Genomic DNA, 16,408 nt, shown 5'->3' with positions numbered 1-16,408 from the left:
CCATCATGTAACCTGCACGAAATTTTGCCTGGGCCAACGTCGTCCCTCGCCTTTTTGCCTATGCCACGACGACGACGGGAGAGCCAATGCGTACGCACGCCTGGTCGCCCATGGACGGTCGCCCCGCCCCCCAGGGCATGTACGACCCCCGTAACGAGCACGACGCCTGTGGTGTCGGGTTCGTGGCCACCCTCACCGGTGTAGCCAGCCATGAGCTTGTCGAACAGGCGCTGACCGTACTGCGCAATCTCGAACACCGTGGCGCCACCGGCTCCGAGCCGGACTCCGGTGACGGCGCCGGAATCCTGCTCCAGGTGCCGGATGCCTTCCTGCGCGAGGTCGCGGGCTTCGCGCTCCCCGATGCCGGTGCCTACGCCGTCGGCATCGCCTTCCTGCCCGTCGACACCGCGGGCACGACCGACGGCGCCGTCTCACAGATCGAGACGATCGCCTCGGAGGAGGGCCTGACGGTCCTCGGCTGGCGCGACGTCCCCGTCGCCCCCGAGCTGCTCGGGTCCACCGCCCGCTCGACGATGCCCGTCTTCCGGCAGATCTTCGTGGCCGACGGCGAGAGCACCGGCGTCGCGCTCGACCGCAAGGCCTTCGTGCTGCGCAAGCGCGCCGAGCGTGAGGCCGGGACGTACTTCCCCTCGCTCTCCGCCCGGACCATCGTCTACAAGGGCATGCTGACCACCGGCCAGCTCGAGCCGTTCTTCCCCGACCTGTCCGACCGCCGTTTCGCCACGGCCGTCGCGCTCGTCCACTCGCGCTTCTCCACGAACACGTTCCCGAGCTGGCCGCTCGCACACCCGTACCGCTTCGTCGCGCACAACGGCGAGATCAACACGGTCAAGGGCAACCGGAACTGGATGCGGGCACGTGAGTCGCAGCTCGCCTCCAGCCTGTTCGCCTCCCCCGGCGAGCACAGCACCGAGAAGCTCGATCGCGTCTTCCCGATCTGTACGCCGGACGCCTCGGACTCCGCGTCCTTCGACGAGGTGCTCGAACTCCTCCACCTCGGCGGCCGTTCGCTTCCGCACTCGGTCCTGATGATGATCCCCGAGGCGTGGGAGAACCACCGCTCGATGGACCCGGCCCGCCGTGCCTTCTACCAGTACCACTCCACGATGATGGAGCCCTGGGACGGCCCGGCCTGTGTCACCTTCACCGACGGCACCCAGGTCGGCGCCGTTCTCGACCGCAACGGTCTGCGCCCCGGCCGTTACTGGGTCACCGACGACGGCCTCGTCGTCCTCGGCTCCGAGGTCGGCGTCCTGGACATCGACCCCGCGAAGGTCGTCCGCAAGGGCCGCCTGCAGCCCGGCAAGATGTTCCTCGTCGACACCGCCGAGCACCGCATCGTCGAGGACGACGAGATCAAGGCCGCCCTCGCCGCCGAGAACCCGTACCAGGAGTGGCTGGAAGCCGGCGAGATCGAGCTCTCCGACCTGCCCGAGCGCGAGCACATCGTGCACACGCACGCCTCCGTCACGCGCCGCCAGCAGACCTTCGGCTACACCGAGGAAGAGCTGCGCATCATCCTCGCGCCGATGGCCAAGACCGGCGGCGAGCCGCTCGGCTCCATGGGCACGGACACCCCCATCGCGGCCCTCTCCGAGCGCCCGCGGCTGATCTTCGACTACTTCACGCAGCTGTTCGCGCAGGTCACCAACCCGCCGCTGGACGCCATCCGCGAAGAGCTCGTCACCTCGCTGCACTCCTCGCTCGGCCCGCAGGGCAACATCCTGGAGCCGACCGCCGCGACGTGCCGCAGCGTCACGCTGCCCTTCCCGGTGATCGACAACGACGAGCTCGCCAAGCTCATCCACATCAACGCCGACGGCGACATGCCCGGCATGACGGCCGCGACCCTCTCCGGTCTCTACCGCGTCAACGGCGGCGGCGAGGCGCTCGCCGCCCGCATCGAGGAGATCTGCGCCGAGGCCGACGCCGCCATAGAGGCCGGCGCCCGCCTGATCGTGCTCTCCGACCGGCACTCCGACGCCGAGCACGCGCCGATCCCCTCGCTGCTGCTCACCGCGGCCGTCCACCACCACCTCATCCGCACGAAGCAGCGCACCCAGGTGGGCCTGCTCGTCGAGGCGGGCGACGTCCGCGAGGTCCACCACGTGGCCCTCCTCATCGGCTATGGCGCCGCCGCCGTCAACCCGTACCTCGCGATGGAGTCCGTCGAGGACCTCGTCCGCGCCGGCACGTTCCTGGAGCCCGACGAGGACGGCGGCGCCGAGACGGCCATCCGCAACCTGATCTACGCGCTCGGCAAGGGCGTCCTGAAGGTCATGTCCAAGATGGGCATCTCGACCGTCGCCTCCTACCGCGGCGCGCAGGTCTTCGAGGCCGTCGGCCTCCAGGAGGACTTCGTCGCGAAGTACTTCGTGGGGACGACGTCCAAGATCGGCGGGGTCGGCATCGACGTCGTCGCGCAGGAGGTCGCCGCCCGGCACGCCAAGGCCTACCCGAGCTCGGGCATCGCCAGCGCGCACCGCGCGCTCGACATAGGCGGCGAGTACCAGTGGCGCCGTGAGGGCGAGCCGCACCTCTTCGACCCGGAGACGGTCTTCCGCCTGCAGCACTCCACGCGCAACCGCCGCTACGACATCTTCAAGAAGTACACGGACCGCGTGAACGAGCAGTCCGAGCGCCTGATGACGCTGCGCGGCCTGTTCAACCTGAAGTCGGACCGCCCCTCGATCCCCCTCGACGAGGTCGAGCCGGCCGCCGACATCGTCAAGCGGTTCTCGACCGGCGCCATGTCGTACGGCTCGATCTCCCGCGAGGCGCACGAGACCCTCGCCATCGCCATGAACCAGCTGGGCGGCAAGTCCAACACCGGTGAGGGCGGCGAGGACCCGGACCGCCTGTACGACCCGGCCCGCCGCTCGTCCATCAAGCAGGTCGCCTCCGGCCGCTTCGGTGTGACCTCGGAGTACCTGGTCAACGCGGACGACATCCAGATCAAGATGGCGCAGGGCGCCAAGCCCGGCGAGGGCGGCCAGCTGCCCGGCCACAAGGTCTACCCGTGGGTCGCCAAGACGCGTCACTCGACGCCCGGCGTGGGCCTGATCTCCCCGCCGCCGCACCACGACATCTATTCCATCGAGGACCTGGCCCAGCTGATCCACGACCTGAAGAACGCGAACCCGCAGGCGCGGATTCACGTGAAGCTGGTCTCCGAGGTCGGCGTCGGCACGGTCGCCGCGGGTGTCTCCAAGGCGCACGCGGACGTCGTCCTCATCTCCGGCCACGACGGCGGTACGGGCGCGTCGCCGCTCACCTCGCTCAAGCACGCGGGCGGCCCCTGGGAGCTCGGCCTCGCCGAGACCCAGCAGACGCTGCTCCTCAACGGCCTGCGCGACCGCATCGTGGTCCAGACGGACGGTCAGCTCAAGACCGGCCGTGACGTCGTCATCGCCGCGCTGCTCGGCGCCGAGGAGTTCGGTTTCGCGACCGCGCCGCTCGTCGTCTCCGGCTGCGTCATGATGCGCGTCTGCCACCTGGACACCTGCCCGGTCGGCATCGCCACGCAGAACCCGGCGCTGCGCGAGCGGTTCTCCGGCAAGGCCGAGTACATCGTCAACTTCTTCGAGTTCATCGCCGAAGAGGTCCGCGAGATCCTCGCCGAGCTGGGCTTCCGCACCATCGAGGAGGCCGTCGGTCACGCCGAGCTCCTCGACACCGAGCGCGCCGTGAAGCACTGGAAGGCGCAGGGCCTCGACCTGGAGCCCCTCTTCCACGTGCCGTCGCTGCCCGGCGGCGCCGTGCGCCACCAGATCGCCGCCCAGGACCACGGCCTGGAGAAGGCGCTCGACAACGAGCTGATCAAGCTCGCCGCCGACGCGCTCTCGGCGGCCGGCGCGACCGACGCCCAGCCGGTCCGCGCGCAGGTCGCGATCCGCAACATCAACCGCACGGTCGGCACCATGCTCGGCCACGAGGTGACGAAGAAGTTCGGTGGCGCGGGCCTGCCCGACGACACCATCGACATCACCTTCACCGGCTCGGCGGGTCAGTCGTTCGGCGCGTTCGTGCCGCGCGGCGTGACCCTGCGCCTTGAGGGCGACGCCAACGACTACGTCGGCAAGGGCCTCTCGGGCGGCCGGATCATCGTCCGCCCGGACCGCGGCGCCGACCACCTCGCCGAGTACTCGACGATCGCGGGCAACACCATCGCGTACGGCGCGACCGGTGGCGAGCTGTTCCTCCGTGGCCGCACGGGCGAGCGCTTCTGCGTCCGCAACTCCGGTGCGACGGTCGTGTCCGAGGGCGTGGGCGACCACGGATGCGAGTACATGACCGGTGGCCACGCGGTGGTCCTCGGCGAGACGGGCCGCAACTTCGCGGCCGGTATGTCGGGCGGCATCGCGTACGTCATCGACCTCGACCGGGACAACGTCAACGCCGGCAACCTGGGCGCCGTCGAGCCCCTGGACGACTCCGACAAGAAGTGGCTGCACGACGTCGTGCGCCGCCACCAGGAGGAGACGGGCTCGACCGTCGCCGAGAAGCTGCTCGCCGAGTGGGACTCCGCCGTGGAGCGCTTCAGCAGGATCATCCCCAGCACGTACAAGGCAGTGCTCGCCGCCAAGGACGCCGCCGAGCGAGCCGGTCTCTCCGAGACCGAGATCACCGAGAAGATGATGGAGGCGGCGACCAATGGCTGATCCCAAGGGCTTTTTGAACCATGGCCGCGAGGTCGCGCAGACCCGCCCGGTCGGCGAGCGCGTCCGGGACTGGAACGAGGTCTACGTTCCCGGCTCCCTCCTCCCGATCATCTCCAAGCAGGCGTCGCGCTGCATGGACTGCGGTATCCCGTTCTGCCACCAGGGCTGTCCGCTGGGCAACCTGATCCCGGAGTGGAACGACTTCGCGTACCGCGAGGACTGGTCGGCCGCCTCCGAGCGGCTGCACGCCACGAACAACTTCCCGGAGTTCACCGGGCGCCTGTGCCCGGCGCCCTGTGAGTCGGCGTGCGTGCTCGGCATCAACCAGCCGGCCGTCACCATCAAGAACGTCGAGGTCTCGATCATCGACAAGGCGTGGGACGCCAACGACGTGCTGCCCCAGGCGCCCGACCGGCTCTCCGGCAAGACCGTCGCCGTCATCGGCTCGGGTCCGGCGGGTCTGGCCGCCGCCCAGCAGCTGACGCGGGCCGGTCACACGGTCGTCGTGTACGAGCGCGCCGACCGCATCGGCGGCCTCCTGCGCTACGGCATCCCCGAGTTCAAGATGGAGAAGCGCCACATCAACCGCCGCATCGAGCAGATGCGCGCGGAGGGCACCAAGTTCCGTACGGGCGTGGAGATCGGCCGCGACATAGACGCGGTGAAGCTGCGCAAGCGGCACGACGCGGTGGTCATCGCCGCGGGCGCCACGATGGCACGCGACCTCCCGGTCCCCGGCCGTGAGCTCAAGGGTGTCTACCAGGCGATGGAGTACCTGCCCCTGGCCAACAAGGTCCAGGAGGGCGACTACGTCACGACCCCGGTCTCGGCCGAGGGCAAGCACGTCGTCGTCATCGGCGGCGGCGACACCGGCGCGGACTGCGTGGGCACCGCCCACCGCCAGGGCGCGGCCTCGGTCACGCAGCTGGAGATCATGCCGCGTCCGGGCGAGGAGCGGAACGCCAACCAGCCGTGGCCGACCTTCCCCATGCTCTACAAGGTGACCTCCGCGCACGAGGAGGGCGGCGAGCGGGTCTACTCCGTCTCGACCACCCACTTCGAGGGCGACGAGGACGGCAACGTCCAGTTCCTGCACCTCACCGAGGTGGAGTTCATCGACGGCAAGCTGACGCCGAAGCCGGGCACGGAGCGCAAGATCCCCGCCCAGCTGGTGACCCTCGCCATGGGCTTCACGGGCACGGACCGCGAGAACGGTCTGGTGGACCAGTTCGCCCTGGACCTCGACGAGCGCGGGAACGTCGCCCGTGACGCCGAGTTCCAGACGAACGTCCCCGGCGTCTTCGTCGCCGGTGACGCGGGCCGCGGTCAGTCGCTCATCGTCTGGGCGATCGCCGAGGGCCGCTCGGCCGCGCGGGGCGTGGACCGTTTCCTCACCGGCGCGAGCGACCTCCCGTCGCCGATTCGACCCACGGACCGATCTCTGATGGTCTGATCCCTGCGGCACAACCCCTCATACGTCCCGTACAACGGCGTACGGAACTGATGCGGCGCCCGCCTTGTCCCCGACCGGACCAGGGCGGGCGTCGTGGCGTTTCCAGCCCCTTTCAAGCCCGCCGCTGCGCGGCGATCTCTCCCACCCACTCACCCGATTGCTCCGGAGTAACGGGTGGGTGGGCGGGAGAGATCGCCGCGAAGCGGCGGCCGCCTGACCGGCCCCGCCCCGGGGAAACCGTTGCAGCCAGTGCAACGTGCATTGCTTGCAACGCAAATCACGTTTCGGACCCCTTAGCCGAATGGGTCTAGACCGCGCCCTGAGCGTGTGACCACAATCGCTCCCACAAACGGATCGGCGCAGTGACAGCACGTACCCATGAGGGGGCCGGTATGAAGCGACGGGTCATCGCGGCAGGTATCGCCATGACGCTCGGACTGACCGCGACGGCATGCGGCGGCGATGACGGGAGCGACAGCGGCGGCAAGGCGACGGACGGCAAGGGCAAGACGCTCACCGTCTGGATCATGGAGGGGACCAACCCCGACGCCAGGCCCTTCTTCAAGGAGGCCGGGAAGGCGTTCGAGAAGAAGACCGGCGCCAAGATCCACGTCGAGTACCAGCAGTGGGCCACCGCCCAGAAGAAGTTCACCACCGCCATCGAGGGCGGCGAGGACCAGGTCCCCGACGTGGCCGAGGTCGGCACGACCTGGGTGCCGCAGTTCGCCGAGACCGGCGCCCTCGTCGACGTGACCGATGACGTCAAGAAGTCGGGGCTCAACGACGACCTCGTCGAGGGCCTCAAGGACGCGGGCACGCTCGACGGCAAGCAGTACGGCATGCCGTGGTACGCGGGCGTACGCAGCATCGTCTACCGCAAGGACGTCTTCGAGAAGCACAAGCTCAAGGCGCCGACCACCTGGAAGGAGCTCCAGTCCGCGGCGAAGACGCTGAAGGACAAGGAGCCCGGGATGATCCCCTTCCCGGTCGCGGGCGGCGCCGAGATGTTCGCCACCCCCTTCATCTGGGGCGCCGGAGGCGAACTCGCCACCGAGCAGGGCGGCTCGTGGAAATCCGGCATCAACTCGCCCGAGGCCGTCAAGGGCATCGAGTTCTACACGGGCCTCGCCACCAAGGACAAGGTCTCCCCGGCCAAGGTCAACACCTGGACGGAGAAGGAGGTCGGCGACGCCTGGGGCAAGGGCCAGGTCGCCATGTCCGTCAACGGCAACTGGACCCCGAAGGCCATCGTCGAGGCCAACCCGGACCTCAAGGGCAAGCTGGGCGCCGTGCCGATCCCCGGCCAGACCGGCGGCATGAGCAAGTCCTTCCTCGGCGGCTCCTACCTGTCCACGTTCAACACGGACAAGAAGGACCTCGCCTGGGAGTTCGTGAAGATGCTGACCACGGGTGACTTCGCGGCCAAGTGGGCCGAGGAGACCAACTACTTCCCGGGCCAGAACTCCGAGCTGAAGAAGATCGAGGCGAAGAAGGACCCGCTGGTCGAGCCGTTCGCCAAGCAGATGCTGGAGGCCGGCGCGACCGTCCCCAAGACCAAGGCGTACGGCGAGATCCAGGCATCGAAGGTCATCCCCGGCATGGTCCAGTCGATCCTGACCGGCAAGTCCTCCGTCCAGGAAGCGGCGGACAAGGCCGCCAAGGACATGGACGCGATCTTCGCCAAGGACAAGTAGGCAAGGGCGAGTCGGCACCGTGAAAGTGAAAGACACGCTGCTCGGCGACGGGCCCAGGGACGACGGACCGAAGGACACCGAGGTCCGTCGCCCCGCCGCCCCCCGCCCCGAACACGAAGCGGCCCTCCGCAAGAAGAAGCTGATCGGTCTCACCCGGCCGTGGCTGCTCCTGGCCCCCTCCCTTCTGGTCCTCGCGGGCCTGCTGCTCTGGCCGCTGATCCAGGTCGGCAAGCTCTCGATGCAGGACTACGCCGTCAAGTTCGGCGGCGGAGTGGGCACGTTCACCGGATTCGACCACTACACCGACCTGCTCGGCAGCGGACTCCTGTGGAAGACGGTCCTGCCCAACACGGCGTTCTTCGCGATCGCCTGCGTCGGCCTCACCGTCGCGCTCGGCACCCTGGTCGCGCTGCTGCTCAACCGCCTGGGCCCGACCTGGCGGCTGATCTGCTCCATCGCGATCCTCGCGGCCTGGGCCATGCCCGCCGTCACCGGGACGTACGTCTGGATCTGGCTCTTCCAGCCGCAGGACGGCATGGTCAGCCAGATCGCGGGCTCGATCGGGCTCATCGACCCCGAGACCACCAACTGGTTCACCGAGCGCGGGCCGTTCTACGCGATCGCGACCCTGAACGTCGTCCACCACGGCTTCCCGTTCGTCGCCATCACCGTCCTCGCGGGCCTGATGACGATCCCCAAGGAGCTCTACGAAGCGGGGGAGCTGGACGGCGCCAACGCCTGGCAGCGGTTCTGGAAGATCACGGTGCCGACGATCAAGCCCGTCTTCCTCGTGGTGACCATCCTCTCCACCATCTGGGACTTCAAGGTCTTCACCCAGATCTATCTGATGCCGGGAGGTGACGGCGCCAACGAAGAGGTCTACAACCTCGGCGTCTTCTCCTACATCCAGGCGTTCGCCAAGAACGACTACGGCACGGGCGCGGCAGCCGCCGTCCTGCTGACGCTGCTGCTCCTCGCCATCACGATCGTCTACATCCGCACGCTGTTCCGCCAGGGGGAGGAGGACCTGTGAGCATCCCCAAGCTCTCGACTTCGCTCGACCAGGGGAGACCCCATAGTCGCACCACACCCGCCGCACGCATCGGCCTGCCCGTCGCGGTCGCCGCGCTGCTGCTCTTCACGCTCTTCCCCGTGTACTGGATGATCTCCACGGCACTCGACCCGAAGGCGGTCACCCGCGGTTCGGACGTGCTGCCGAGCGGCATCAGCTTCGAGCACTTCACCTACGTGTTCGAGAAGGGCAACTTCGGCACCTACCTGCTGAACTCGGCGCTCGTCGGCTTCGGCACGATCCTCGCCGCCGGAGTGCTCTCGCTCTTCGCGGCGATCGCGGTGGCCCGCTTCAAGTTCCGGTTCCGCACCTCTGTACTGATCATGGTCCTGATCGTGCAGATGGTGCCGCTGGAGGCGCTCGTCATCCCGCTCTTCATCCAGATGCGGGACTACGACATGCTCAACTCGCTGCTCGGCCTGACGATCGTCTACGTCGCGCTCTCGCTGCCCTTCGCGATCTGGACCCTGCGCGGCTTCGTCCAGACCGTGCCCAAGGAGGTCGAGGAGGCGGCGTACATCGACGGGGCGTCCTGGTTCCGGATGTTCCGTTCCGTGCTGCTTCCGCTGGTGGCGCCCGGACTCGTCGCGACCTCGATCTTCGCCTTCATCACGGCGTGGAACGAGTTCGTCTTCGCGTACACGTTCATGAAGGGCAGCGACAAGTACACGGCCGCCGTGGGCATCTACCAGTTCTTCGGCGAGAACTCCACGGCCTGGGGCCCGGTCATGGCCAGCTCCACGCTGGTCACCGTGCCGGTGATGATCTTCTTCGTGATCGTGCACCGGAAGCTCGGCTCGGGCCTGGCGGCGGGCGCCGTCAAGGGCTGAGCACCGGGGGACGTTCAGGGTCACGGGACCTTGAACGTCTCCCCGTACACCTTCCAGGTCAGCGGCGTCTTCAGGGCCAGATTGCCGTCGTAGAGGAACTGCCGCTGGGCCGTCTCGACGCGGCTCGTGTCACGGTGGGCCTTCTTCTCCTTCATCGCCTTGGTGCGGATGTCGAGGAAGATGTCCAGGTAGGCCTTCTCCTTGCCGCCCTGCGCGGGTGTGTTCGCCTCGTTCAGCGCCGCCTCGCGCAGTCCGTAGAAGCCGCGCGGGCCGGTGCCGGGGCCGTGCAGGACCATCGCGTCGTAGTAGATGAACTGGCCCAGCGTGCCGAGCCCGTCGAGCTTGGCCAGGCGCACCGCGGGCTCGAAGTAGACGCGGTCGCGCGTCCTGTCCTGGGCCTTCCGGAAGGCGGGCTTCGCGGCCTCGGCCTTCCACGCCTTGGTGAAGCCGGGGTCCAGGCCCTCGTGCGAGTCGGTGCCGTCGACCTTGCGCAGGGCGGGCAGATAGCGGGCGAGGCCGTTGTCCGGGTGGTCCTTCGTGTAGCGCTCGACGAGGGTCAGCAGGTCGTGGGTGCCGGTGCAGAAACCGATGATGCCCGCGGTGTAGCCGTTCCCGTCGCCGATGTCCTCGATGTAGCCGTACTGACCGCGCCAGTTCAGCGTGGAGTTCTCCGCGCTCGTCACGAGCTTCTGGGCCAGCTCCTTCTTGGCGGGCGTCGCGAGGCCGGGGGGCAGGCTCGCGATCAGCTTGTCGTCGGCCTTGATCTCGGCCGCCGACTTGTCCTTGTCGTACGGACGCTGGGTGCCGGGCCCGTGCTGACCTGCGGCGGCATCACTGTCCGAGTCCCCGCCCAGGAGATAGGCGGCGACCGTGGCGACCGGGGCGACGGCGAGAAGGAGGAGGCCTGCACGTTTCATTCGCACAAGATTACGTGCGGTTTCGCGGTAGCGCGCCTTCCGGATCTCGGAGCCCTACCCCGCCGTCGACCCCCCGTCCACCGCGAACTCCGCCCCCGTGATGTACGAGGACGCCTCCGACGCGAGGAAGAGGATCAGCTCCCCGACCTCCTCGGGGCGGCCCATCCGCCCCAGCGGCAGATGGGACCAGTCCCGACCGGCCGAGGCGGAGGAGATCATCGGGGTGTCGATCGCCCCCGGGTGGACGGAGTTGACCCGCACCCCGTACTCCGCGAGGTCCAGCGCCGCACTCCGCGTCAGCCCCCGCAGCCCGAACTTCGTGGACCCGTACGCCGCGTGCCCCCGAATCCCCACGAGTCCCGCGGTCGAGGAGACGTTCACGATCGAGCCGCCGCCGGCCTCCCGCAGCGCGGGCAGCACCGCCTGGATGCCCAGGAACGGGCCGAGGAGATTGACCCGGATCAGCGCCTCGAAGTTCTCGTACGTCTCCTTCTCCACGGAAGCCGTCCGCCACAGCGCCGCGTTGTTCACGAGCGCGTCCAGGCCGCCGAACGCCCGCACCCCGGCCGCCACGGCCGACGCCCAGCTCTCCGCGTCCGTGACGTCATGGCGTACGAAGAGACCCTGCCCGCCAAGGGACCCGGCGACCTCGCGCCCCTCCTCCTCCCGCACGTCCGTGACCACGACCCGCGCCCCGGCCGCCGCGAAGAGCCGCGCCTCCGCCGCCCCCTGCCCACGGCCCGCGCCGGTGATGAGTACCGTCTTGCCCTCAAGCCCGTAAGAGATCACGTCACCGCCAAGAGCGGACCGGAGCCGAGAGATTGGGGCCGCACATGGGACCGGCGATCAGCCTGAGCAAGGTGGAAGAGGCGGCGCCCGCCCTCGTCGACCTCTACAAGACCGCCGGGGCCAGCCTCGGCAAGCACGGCCTGGACGGCGAACGCGCCGCGGTCTACCTCGTCGTCGACTACTCCGGCTCCATGAAGCCGTACTACAAGGATGGCACCGTCCAGGCGCTCGCCGACCGCGTCCTCGGCCTGTCCGCGCACTTCGACGACGACGGCACCGTGCCCACGGTCTTCTTCTCCACGGACGTCGACGCCGTCACGGAGATCGCCCTCGACCGCCACCACGGGCGCGTCGACGAGATCGTCGCCGGACTCGGCCACATGGGCAAGACCAGCTACCACCTGGCGATGGACGCCGTGATCGACCACTACGTCGACAGCGGTTCCACGGCGCCCGCCCTGGTCGTCTTCCAGACCGACGGCGGCCCCATCAACAAGCTCGCCGCCGAGCGGTATCTGTGCAAGGCGTCGAAGCTGCCGCTGTTCTGGCAGTTCATCGGCTTCGGGGACGCGAAGAGCAAGCAGTTCGACTACCTCCGCAAGCTCGACGAACTCGCCGTGCCCGCCAAGCGCGCCGTCGACAACGCGGGTTTCTTCCACGCGGGGCACGACCCGCGCACCGTCCCGGACGACCGGCTGTACGACCAGTTGGTCGGGGAGTTCCCGGCCTGGCTCGCGGCGGCGCGGGCGCAGGGGATCGTGACCACCTGATCCCCGCGGCGCCCGCCCGCCGATTCCGTTAGCCGACCATGCGCTGGCGCAGCGCGAGCATCGTCCGCGTATCAAGCCCGAGTCCCTTCCTCAGATAGCCGTTGAGGCTGCCGTACTCCTTCTTCACCTCGGTCTGCGCCGCCTCCAGATAGCCGGTGCGGACCTCCTGAAGCGGGATCAGCAGATCGGGGTTCTGCATCAGACCGCCCTGCTTCAGGCCCTCGCGTACCTTCGCGTCGTACGCGGCGCGATAGGTGTTGGACGCCAGGAAGTCGCGTACGGCGGTGTGCTCGGGGACGCCGACGGCGCGCAGCAGCAGATAGCTGGTCCAGCCGGTGCGGTCCTTGCCCGCCGTGCAGTGGTAGAGCAGCGGTGACGCCTTGCCGCCGTGCGCGATGTCGCGCAGGGTCGCCGCGAACTGCGCGCGATTGGGTCCGTCGGTGACGAAGGTGCGGTAGACGTCGCGCATGAAGGCGTCCGCCCTGCCGTTGCCCAGCATCTCCTCCTGCTTGACGGGGTCCCGGGAGCCGATCACGGTCATCAGGGTCGTGAAGAGGCCGTTGTCGCTGACGGGGCGGGCCGTGGGGGTGAGCCCGGCGGGCAGCCGGTCGGGCCCGTCGTACTGGACCTCGGCGGGCACCCGGAAGTCGACGACCTTCTTCAGGCGGAGCCCGGCGAGGGTGGCGACATCGGCGTCGGTGAGCTTGGTGAGGGCGTCGGCGCGGAAGACCTGGCCGTGGCGGACCCGCTCGCCGTCGTAGGTGCGGTGGCCACCGAGGTCCCGTACGTTGACGGCGCCCTGGAGGGGGATGTGGCGTATGCCGTCGTACGCGGGCCCGGGGTGGTGCGGGGCATGGCGGGCGGTGCCGCGCTCGGGGGCGGTCGGCCCGGCGTGCGCGGCCCAGGCGGGCAGCGTGCTCAGCGTGAGCGCGCAGACCGCGACTCCGACTGCCGTACGGGTTCGGGAGATGCGCATCGGGCCGCCTTCCTCGGGAGCGGTCGCCATGGCCACACGTCGCTCAACCAAGCGATTGTTTGGTCGAAGGTAGCGGGGTGCTCGTGAAGGAGGAAGGTGCGCGTGGCAGGTATCTCACGACCCGGGGCGGACAGCGGGTCCCTCGTCCGTGTTAGGCTTATGCGTCGCAGTTTTGGTACCCATGAACTTTATGTGCGCCTGACGGGAATGCTCCGAAGGCGCACTATTGTTTTTTTCCGGTTCTCTCCGGGATGGGGGTCATTGCAGCGCTTGGAATCCACAATTCCGTGGCTTTCCTTACTCTGCCCCTGTTGAGGAGATTGACATGGCAACCGGCACCGTTAAGTGGTTCAACTCGGAAAAGGGCTTCGGCTTCATCGAGCAGGACGGCGGCGGCCCCGACGTCTTCGCCCACTACTCGAACATCGCGTCCTCGGGCTTCCGTGAGCTCCTCGAGGGCCAGAAGGTCTCCTTCGACGTCACGCAGGGCCAGAAGGGCCTGCAGGCCGAGAACATCGTTCCCGCCTGAACGTCGTAGCACGCGAACCTCATAGCCGGGGCCCGCACCAGAAAGGTGCGGGTCCCGGCTTGTGCTGTCACCAGGTCCAGGAAGGCATTTCCGTATGAATCGCTCCGAACGCCCTGCGCGTCCTGCCCGCAGGCGCTCCACGAACGCACGCGGAAAGGCCCCGGTGGCCGGCGGCGGCCAGGCGAAGGGCGCCGCGAAGAAGCCGGGCCGCGCCAAGCCCAGGCCCGTCGGCGGTGAATTCGCGCTGCCCGAGAGCATCGAGCCCGCGCTGCCCGCGGTCGAGGCGTTCGCCGACCTGGACATGCCCGAGGCCCTCCTGAAGACGCTGGCCGCGCAGGGCGTGACCGAGCCCTTCCCGATCCAGGCAGCCACCCTCCCCAACTCCCTCGCGGGCCGCGACATCCTGGGCCGTGGCCGCACCGGCTCCGGCAAGACCCTCGCCTTCGGCCTCGCGCTGCTCGCCCGCACCGCGGGCCGCCGCGCCGAGCCGCGCTCACCCCTCGCCCTGGTCCTGGTCCCCACGCGTGAGCTCGCGCAGCAGGTGACGGACGCCCTGACGCCGTACGCGACGTCCGTGAACCTGCGCATGTCGACGGTGGTCGGCGGCCTGTCCATCACCAAGCAGGCGGGGACGCTGCGCCGCGGCGCCGAGATCATGGTGGCGACGCCCGGCCGTCTCAAGGACCTCATCGAGCGCGGCGACGCCGATCTCTCGCAGGTGCGCACGACGGTCCTCGACGAGGCCGACCAGATGGCCGACATGGGCTTCATGCCGCAGGTCACCGCGCTCCTGAAGCAGGTGGAGCAGGGCGGTCAGACGATGCTCTTCTCCGCGACGCTCGACAAGAACATCGACCGCCTGGTCCGGATGTTCCTCACCGACCCGGTGGTGCACTCGGTCGACCCGTCCGCGGGCGCGGTCACGACGATGGAGCACCACGTCCTGTACGTGCAGGACGAGACCGACAAGAAGGCCGTCGCCCTGCGGATCGCCGCCCGTGAGGGCCGGGTGATCATGTTCCTGGACACCAAGCGCGCGGTGGACCGCTTCACCAAGCGGCTGCTCGCCAACGGTGTACGGGCCTCCGGGCTGCACGGCGGCCGCTCGCAGCCGCAGCGCAACCGGACCCTGGACCAGTTCAAGACCGGGCAGGTCACCGCGCTGGTCGCCACGAACGTGGCGGCCCGCGGCATCCACGTCGACGACCTCGACCTCGTCGTGAACGTCGACCCGCCCACCGACCACAAGGACTACCTCCACCGCGGCGGGCGTACGGCGCGTGCCGGTGAGTCCGGCAGTGTCGTCACCCTCGTCCTGCCGGACGAGAAGCGGGAGATGGCGCGTCTGATGTCCGACGCGGAGATCAACCCGAAGACGGCGCGGGTGAAGTCCACGGACGAGGAACTCTCCCGTATCACCGGGGCGCGTGAGCCTTCCGGGGTGCCGGTGGTGATCGAGGTTCCGCAGCAGCAGCAGGCCTCGCCGCAGCGGGCTCGGCGCGGGCGTCCCGCCGGGCAGGGCGGGGGAGGCCAGGGCCAGCGCCGCTCGCGCCCCCAGGGGCGGGGACAGTCGCAGTCCCAGGGTGGTCAGGGTCAGTCCCGGTCCCAGTCCCAGCCGCGCTCCCAGTCCCAGTCCCAGGGCGGCAGGCCGTCAGCCGGTGGGGGCCGCCCCTCCGCCGGTGGCGGGGCCGGTGGCGGCCGTTCCCGGCGTGGTGGTCGCCCCGCCGGGGGCGCGGGGCGCAAGGCGGCGTAGTGCGTGACCCCGGCGGGGGGCTTGGCCCCCCGCCGGGGCGGGTGCTCTGCAAGGGAGGATCTGATGACTGACAACGAGAAGCGCCCCCGGCGTCAGCTCCTGCCCGTCGTCGACAGCGACGAGCGGCAGGATCTGCGTGCCGACTGCGGGAGTTGCTTCGGGCTCTGCTGCGTGGCCCTCACCTTCTCCAAGTCCTCGGACTTTCCCGTCGACAAGGCGGCCGGGACCCCCTGCACCAACCTCCGGCAGGACTTCGGCTGCGGCATCCACGAGAAGCTGCGTCCGAAGGGCTACTCGGGCTGCACGGTCTACGACTGCTTCGGCGCCGGGCAGAAGGTTTCCCAGACCACCTACGGCGGCGTCGACTGGCGGCAGGACCCTTCCTCCGCCCGCCAGATGTTCGACGTCCTCCCGGTGATGCGCCAACTGCACGAACTGCTCTGGTACTTGACCGAGGCGATCGCCCTTCCCCAGACCAGCCCGATCCGGGCGGAGCTCCAAAGCGCGCTCCAGAAGACCGAGCACCTCACCCAGGGCACCCCGGCCGAAGTGGCCGGGACGGACGTGGCCGCACACCGTGCGGACGTCAACGTCCTGCTCCTGCGCACCAGTGACCTGGTGCGCGCGGACATCCGCAGGAAGAAGAAGGACCGCAGGGGAGCCGACCTCTTCGGCGCCCGTCTCCGCGGCGCCGACCTTCGCGGTGTCACCCTCCGCGGCGCCTGCCTCATCGCCGCCGATCTCCGCGGCGCCGACCTGCGGCAGACCGACCTGATCGGCGCCGACTTCCGGGACGCGGACCTGCGGGGCGCGGACCTCACCGGCAGCATCTTCCTGACCCAGTCGCAGGTGAACGCGGCGAAGGGCGACGCGGAGACGCAACTGCCGCCGGCCCTGGCCCGCCCCGCGCACTGGGGCTAGGTCACGCCCCGGCCTGAGCTCA

At 69.3% G+C, this 16,408-nt stretch carries 12 protein-coding genes; 9 read left to right on the top strand and 3 right to left on the bottom strand.

Translation table 11 applies throughout. The annotated features are described in order from the left end of the window. Positions 1–86: 86 nt before the first annotated feature. The 5 genes from gltB (at position 87) to ACWFRU_RS00570 (ending at position 9,731) form a co-directional block, all read left to right on the top strand. Positions 87–4,682 (top strand): glutamate synthase large subunit, encoded by a 4,596-nt coding sequence (gltB, locus tag ACWFRU_RS00590; RefSeq protein WP_453683574.1) that lies wholly within the window; start codon positions 87–89, stop codon positions 4,680–4,682. Beyond that, positions 4,675–6,135: a glutamate synthase subunit beta gene (locus tag ACWFRU_RS00585; RefSeq protein ID WP_453683573.1), complete on the top strand. Its 1,461-nt coding sequence runs from the start codon at positions 4,675–4,677 to the stop codon at positions 6,133–6,135. Before gltB ends, ACWFRU_RS00585 begins: the two co-directional genes overlap by 8 nt. Positions 6,136–6,527: 392 nt before the next feature. After that, positions 6,528–7,829 carry a sugar ABC transporter substrate-binding protein gene (locus tag ACWFRU_RS00580; RefSeq protein ID WP_453683572.1) on the top strand — a complete coding sequence of 434 codons (1,302 nt, stop codon included), beginning with the start codon at positions 6,528–6,530 and terminating at the stop codon, positions 7,827–7,829. A gap of 37 nt (positions 7,830–7,866) precedes the next feature. Next, positions 7,867–8,862, top strand: coding sequence for a carbohydrate ABC transporter permease (locus ACWFRU_RS00575; protein WP_453684461.1), 996 nt, complete (start codon positions 7,867–7,869; stop codon positions 8,860–8,862). Positions 8,863–8,864: 2 nt separating this feature from the next. Further along, on the top strand, positions 8,865–9,731 hold the full coding sequence (locus ACWFRU_RS00570; RefSeq protein ID WP_453684459.1) for a carbohydrate ABC transporter permease: 867 nt from the start codon (positions 8,865–8,867) through the stop codon (positions 9,729–9,731). 20 nt (positions 9,732–9,751) lie between these two features. Here ACWFRU_RS00570 and ACWFRU_RS00565 read toward each other — a convergent pair whose 3' ends face one another. Both ACWFRU_RS00565 and ACWFRU_RS00560 read right to left on the bottom strand, forming a co-directional pair. Beyond that, on the bottom strand, positions 9,752–10,648 hold the full coding sequence (locus tag ACWFRU_RS00565; protein WP_453683571.1) for a chitosanase: 897 nt from the start codon (positions 10,646–10,648) through the stop codon (positions 9,752–9,754). Between the two features lie 54 nt (positions 10,649–10,702). Continuing rightward, complete coding sequence (locus tag ACWFRU_RS00560) at positions 10,703–11,434, bottom strand: SDR family NAD(P)-dependent oxidoreductase (protein ID WP_453684458.1); 732 nt, start codon at positions 11,432–11,434, stop codon at positions 10,703–10,705. Between the two features lie 47 nt (positions 11,435–11,481). Here ACWFRU_RS00560 and ACWFRU_RS00555 point away from each other — a divergent pair, with 47 nt between their 5' ends. Continuing rightward, a complete protein-coding gene (locus tag ACWFRU_RS00555; protein WP_453683570.1) occupies positions 11,482–12,207 on the top strand; it encodes a vWA domain-containing protein in 726 nt (241 codons plus the stop codon). Between the two features lie 28 nt (positions 12,208–12,235). Here ACWFRU_RS00555 and ACWFRU_RS00550 read toward each other — a convergent pair whose 3' ends face one another. After that, positions 12,236–13,183 carry a tyrosine-protein phosphatase gene (locus ACWFRU_RS00550; RefSeq protein WP_453683569.1) on the bottom strand — a complete coding sequence of 316 codons (948 nt, stop codon included), beginning with the start codon at positions 13,181–13,183 and terminating at the stop codon, positions 12,236–12,238. Between the two features lie 325 nt (positions 13,184–13,508). Here ACWFRU_RS00550 and ACWFRU_RS00545 point away from each other — a divergent pair, with 325 nt between their 5' ends. The 3 genes from ACWFRU_RS00545 (at position 13,509) to ACWFRU_RS00535 (ending at position 16,386) form a co-directional block, all read left to right on the top strand. Further along, positions 13,509–13,712 (top strand): cold-shock protein, encoded by a 204-nt coding sequence (locus tag ACWFRU_RS00545; protein WP_037661310.1) that lies wholly within the window; start codon positions 13,509–13,511, stop codon positions 13,710–13,712. 94 nt (positions 13,713–13,806) lie between these two features. After that, complete coding sequence (locus tag ACWFRU_RS00540; RefSeq protein ID WP_453683568.1) at positions 13,807–15,465, top strand: DEAD/DEAH box helicase; 1,659 nt, start codon at positions 13,807–13,809, stop codon at positions 15,463–15,465. 63 nt (positions 15,466–15,528) lie between these two features. After that, positions 15,529–16,386, top strand: a complete 858-nt coding sequence (locus ACWFRU_RS00535; protein ID WP_453683567.1) for a pentapeptide repeat-containing protein — start codon at positions 15,529–15,531, stop codon at positions 16,384–16,386. The last annotated feature ends 22 nt before the right edge of the window (positions 16,387–16,408 follow it).

It is taken from the genome of Streptomyces sp. NPDC055099, assembly GCF_053607685.1.
The sequence above is the reverse complement of the archived record's forward strand: the minus strand, read 5'-3'. Positions and strand labels throughout refer to the sequence as shown.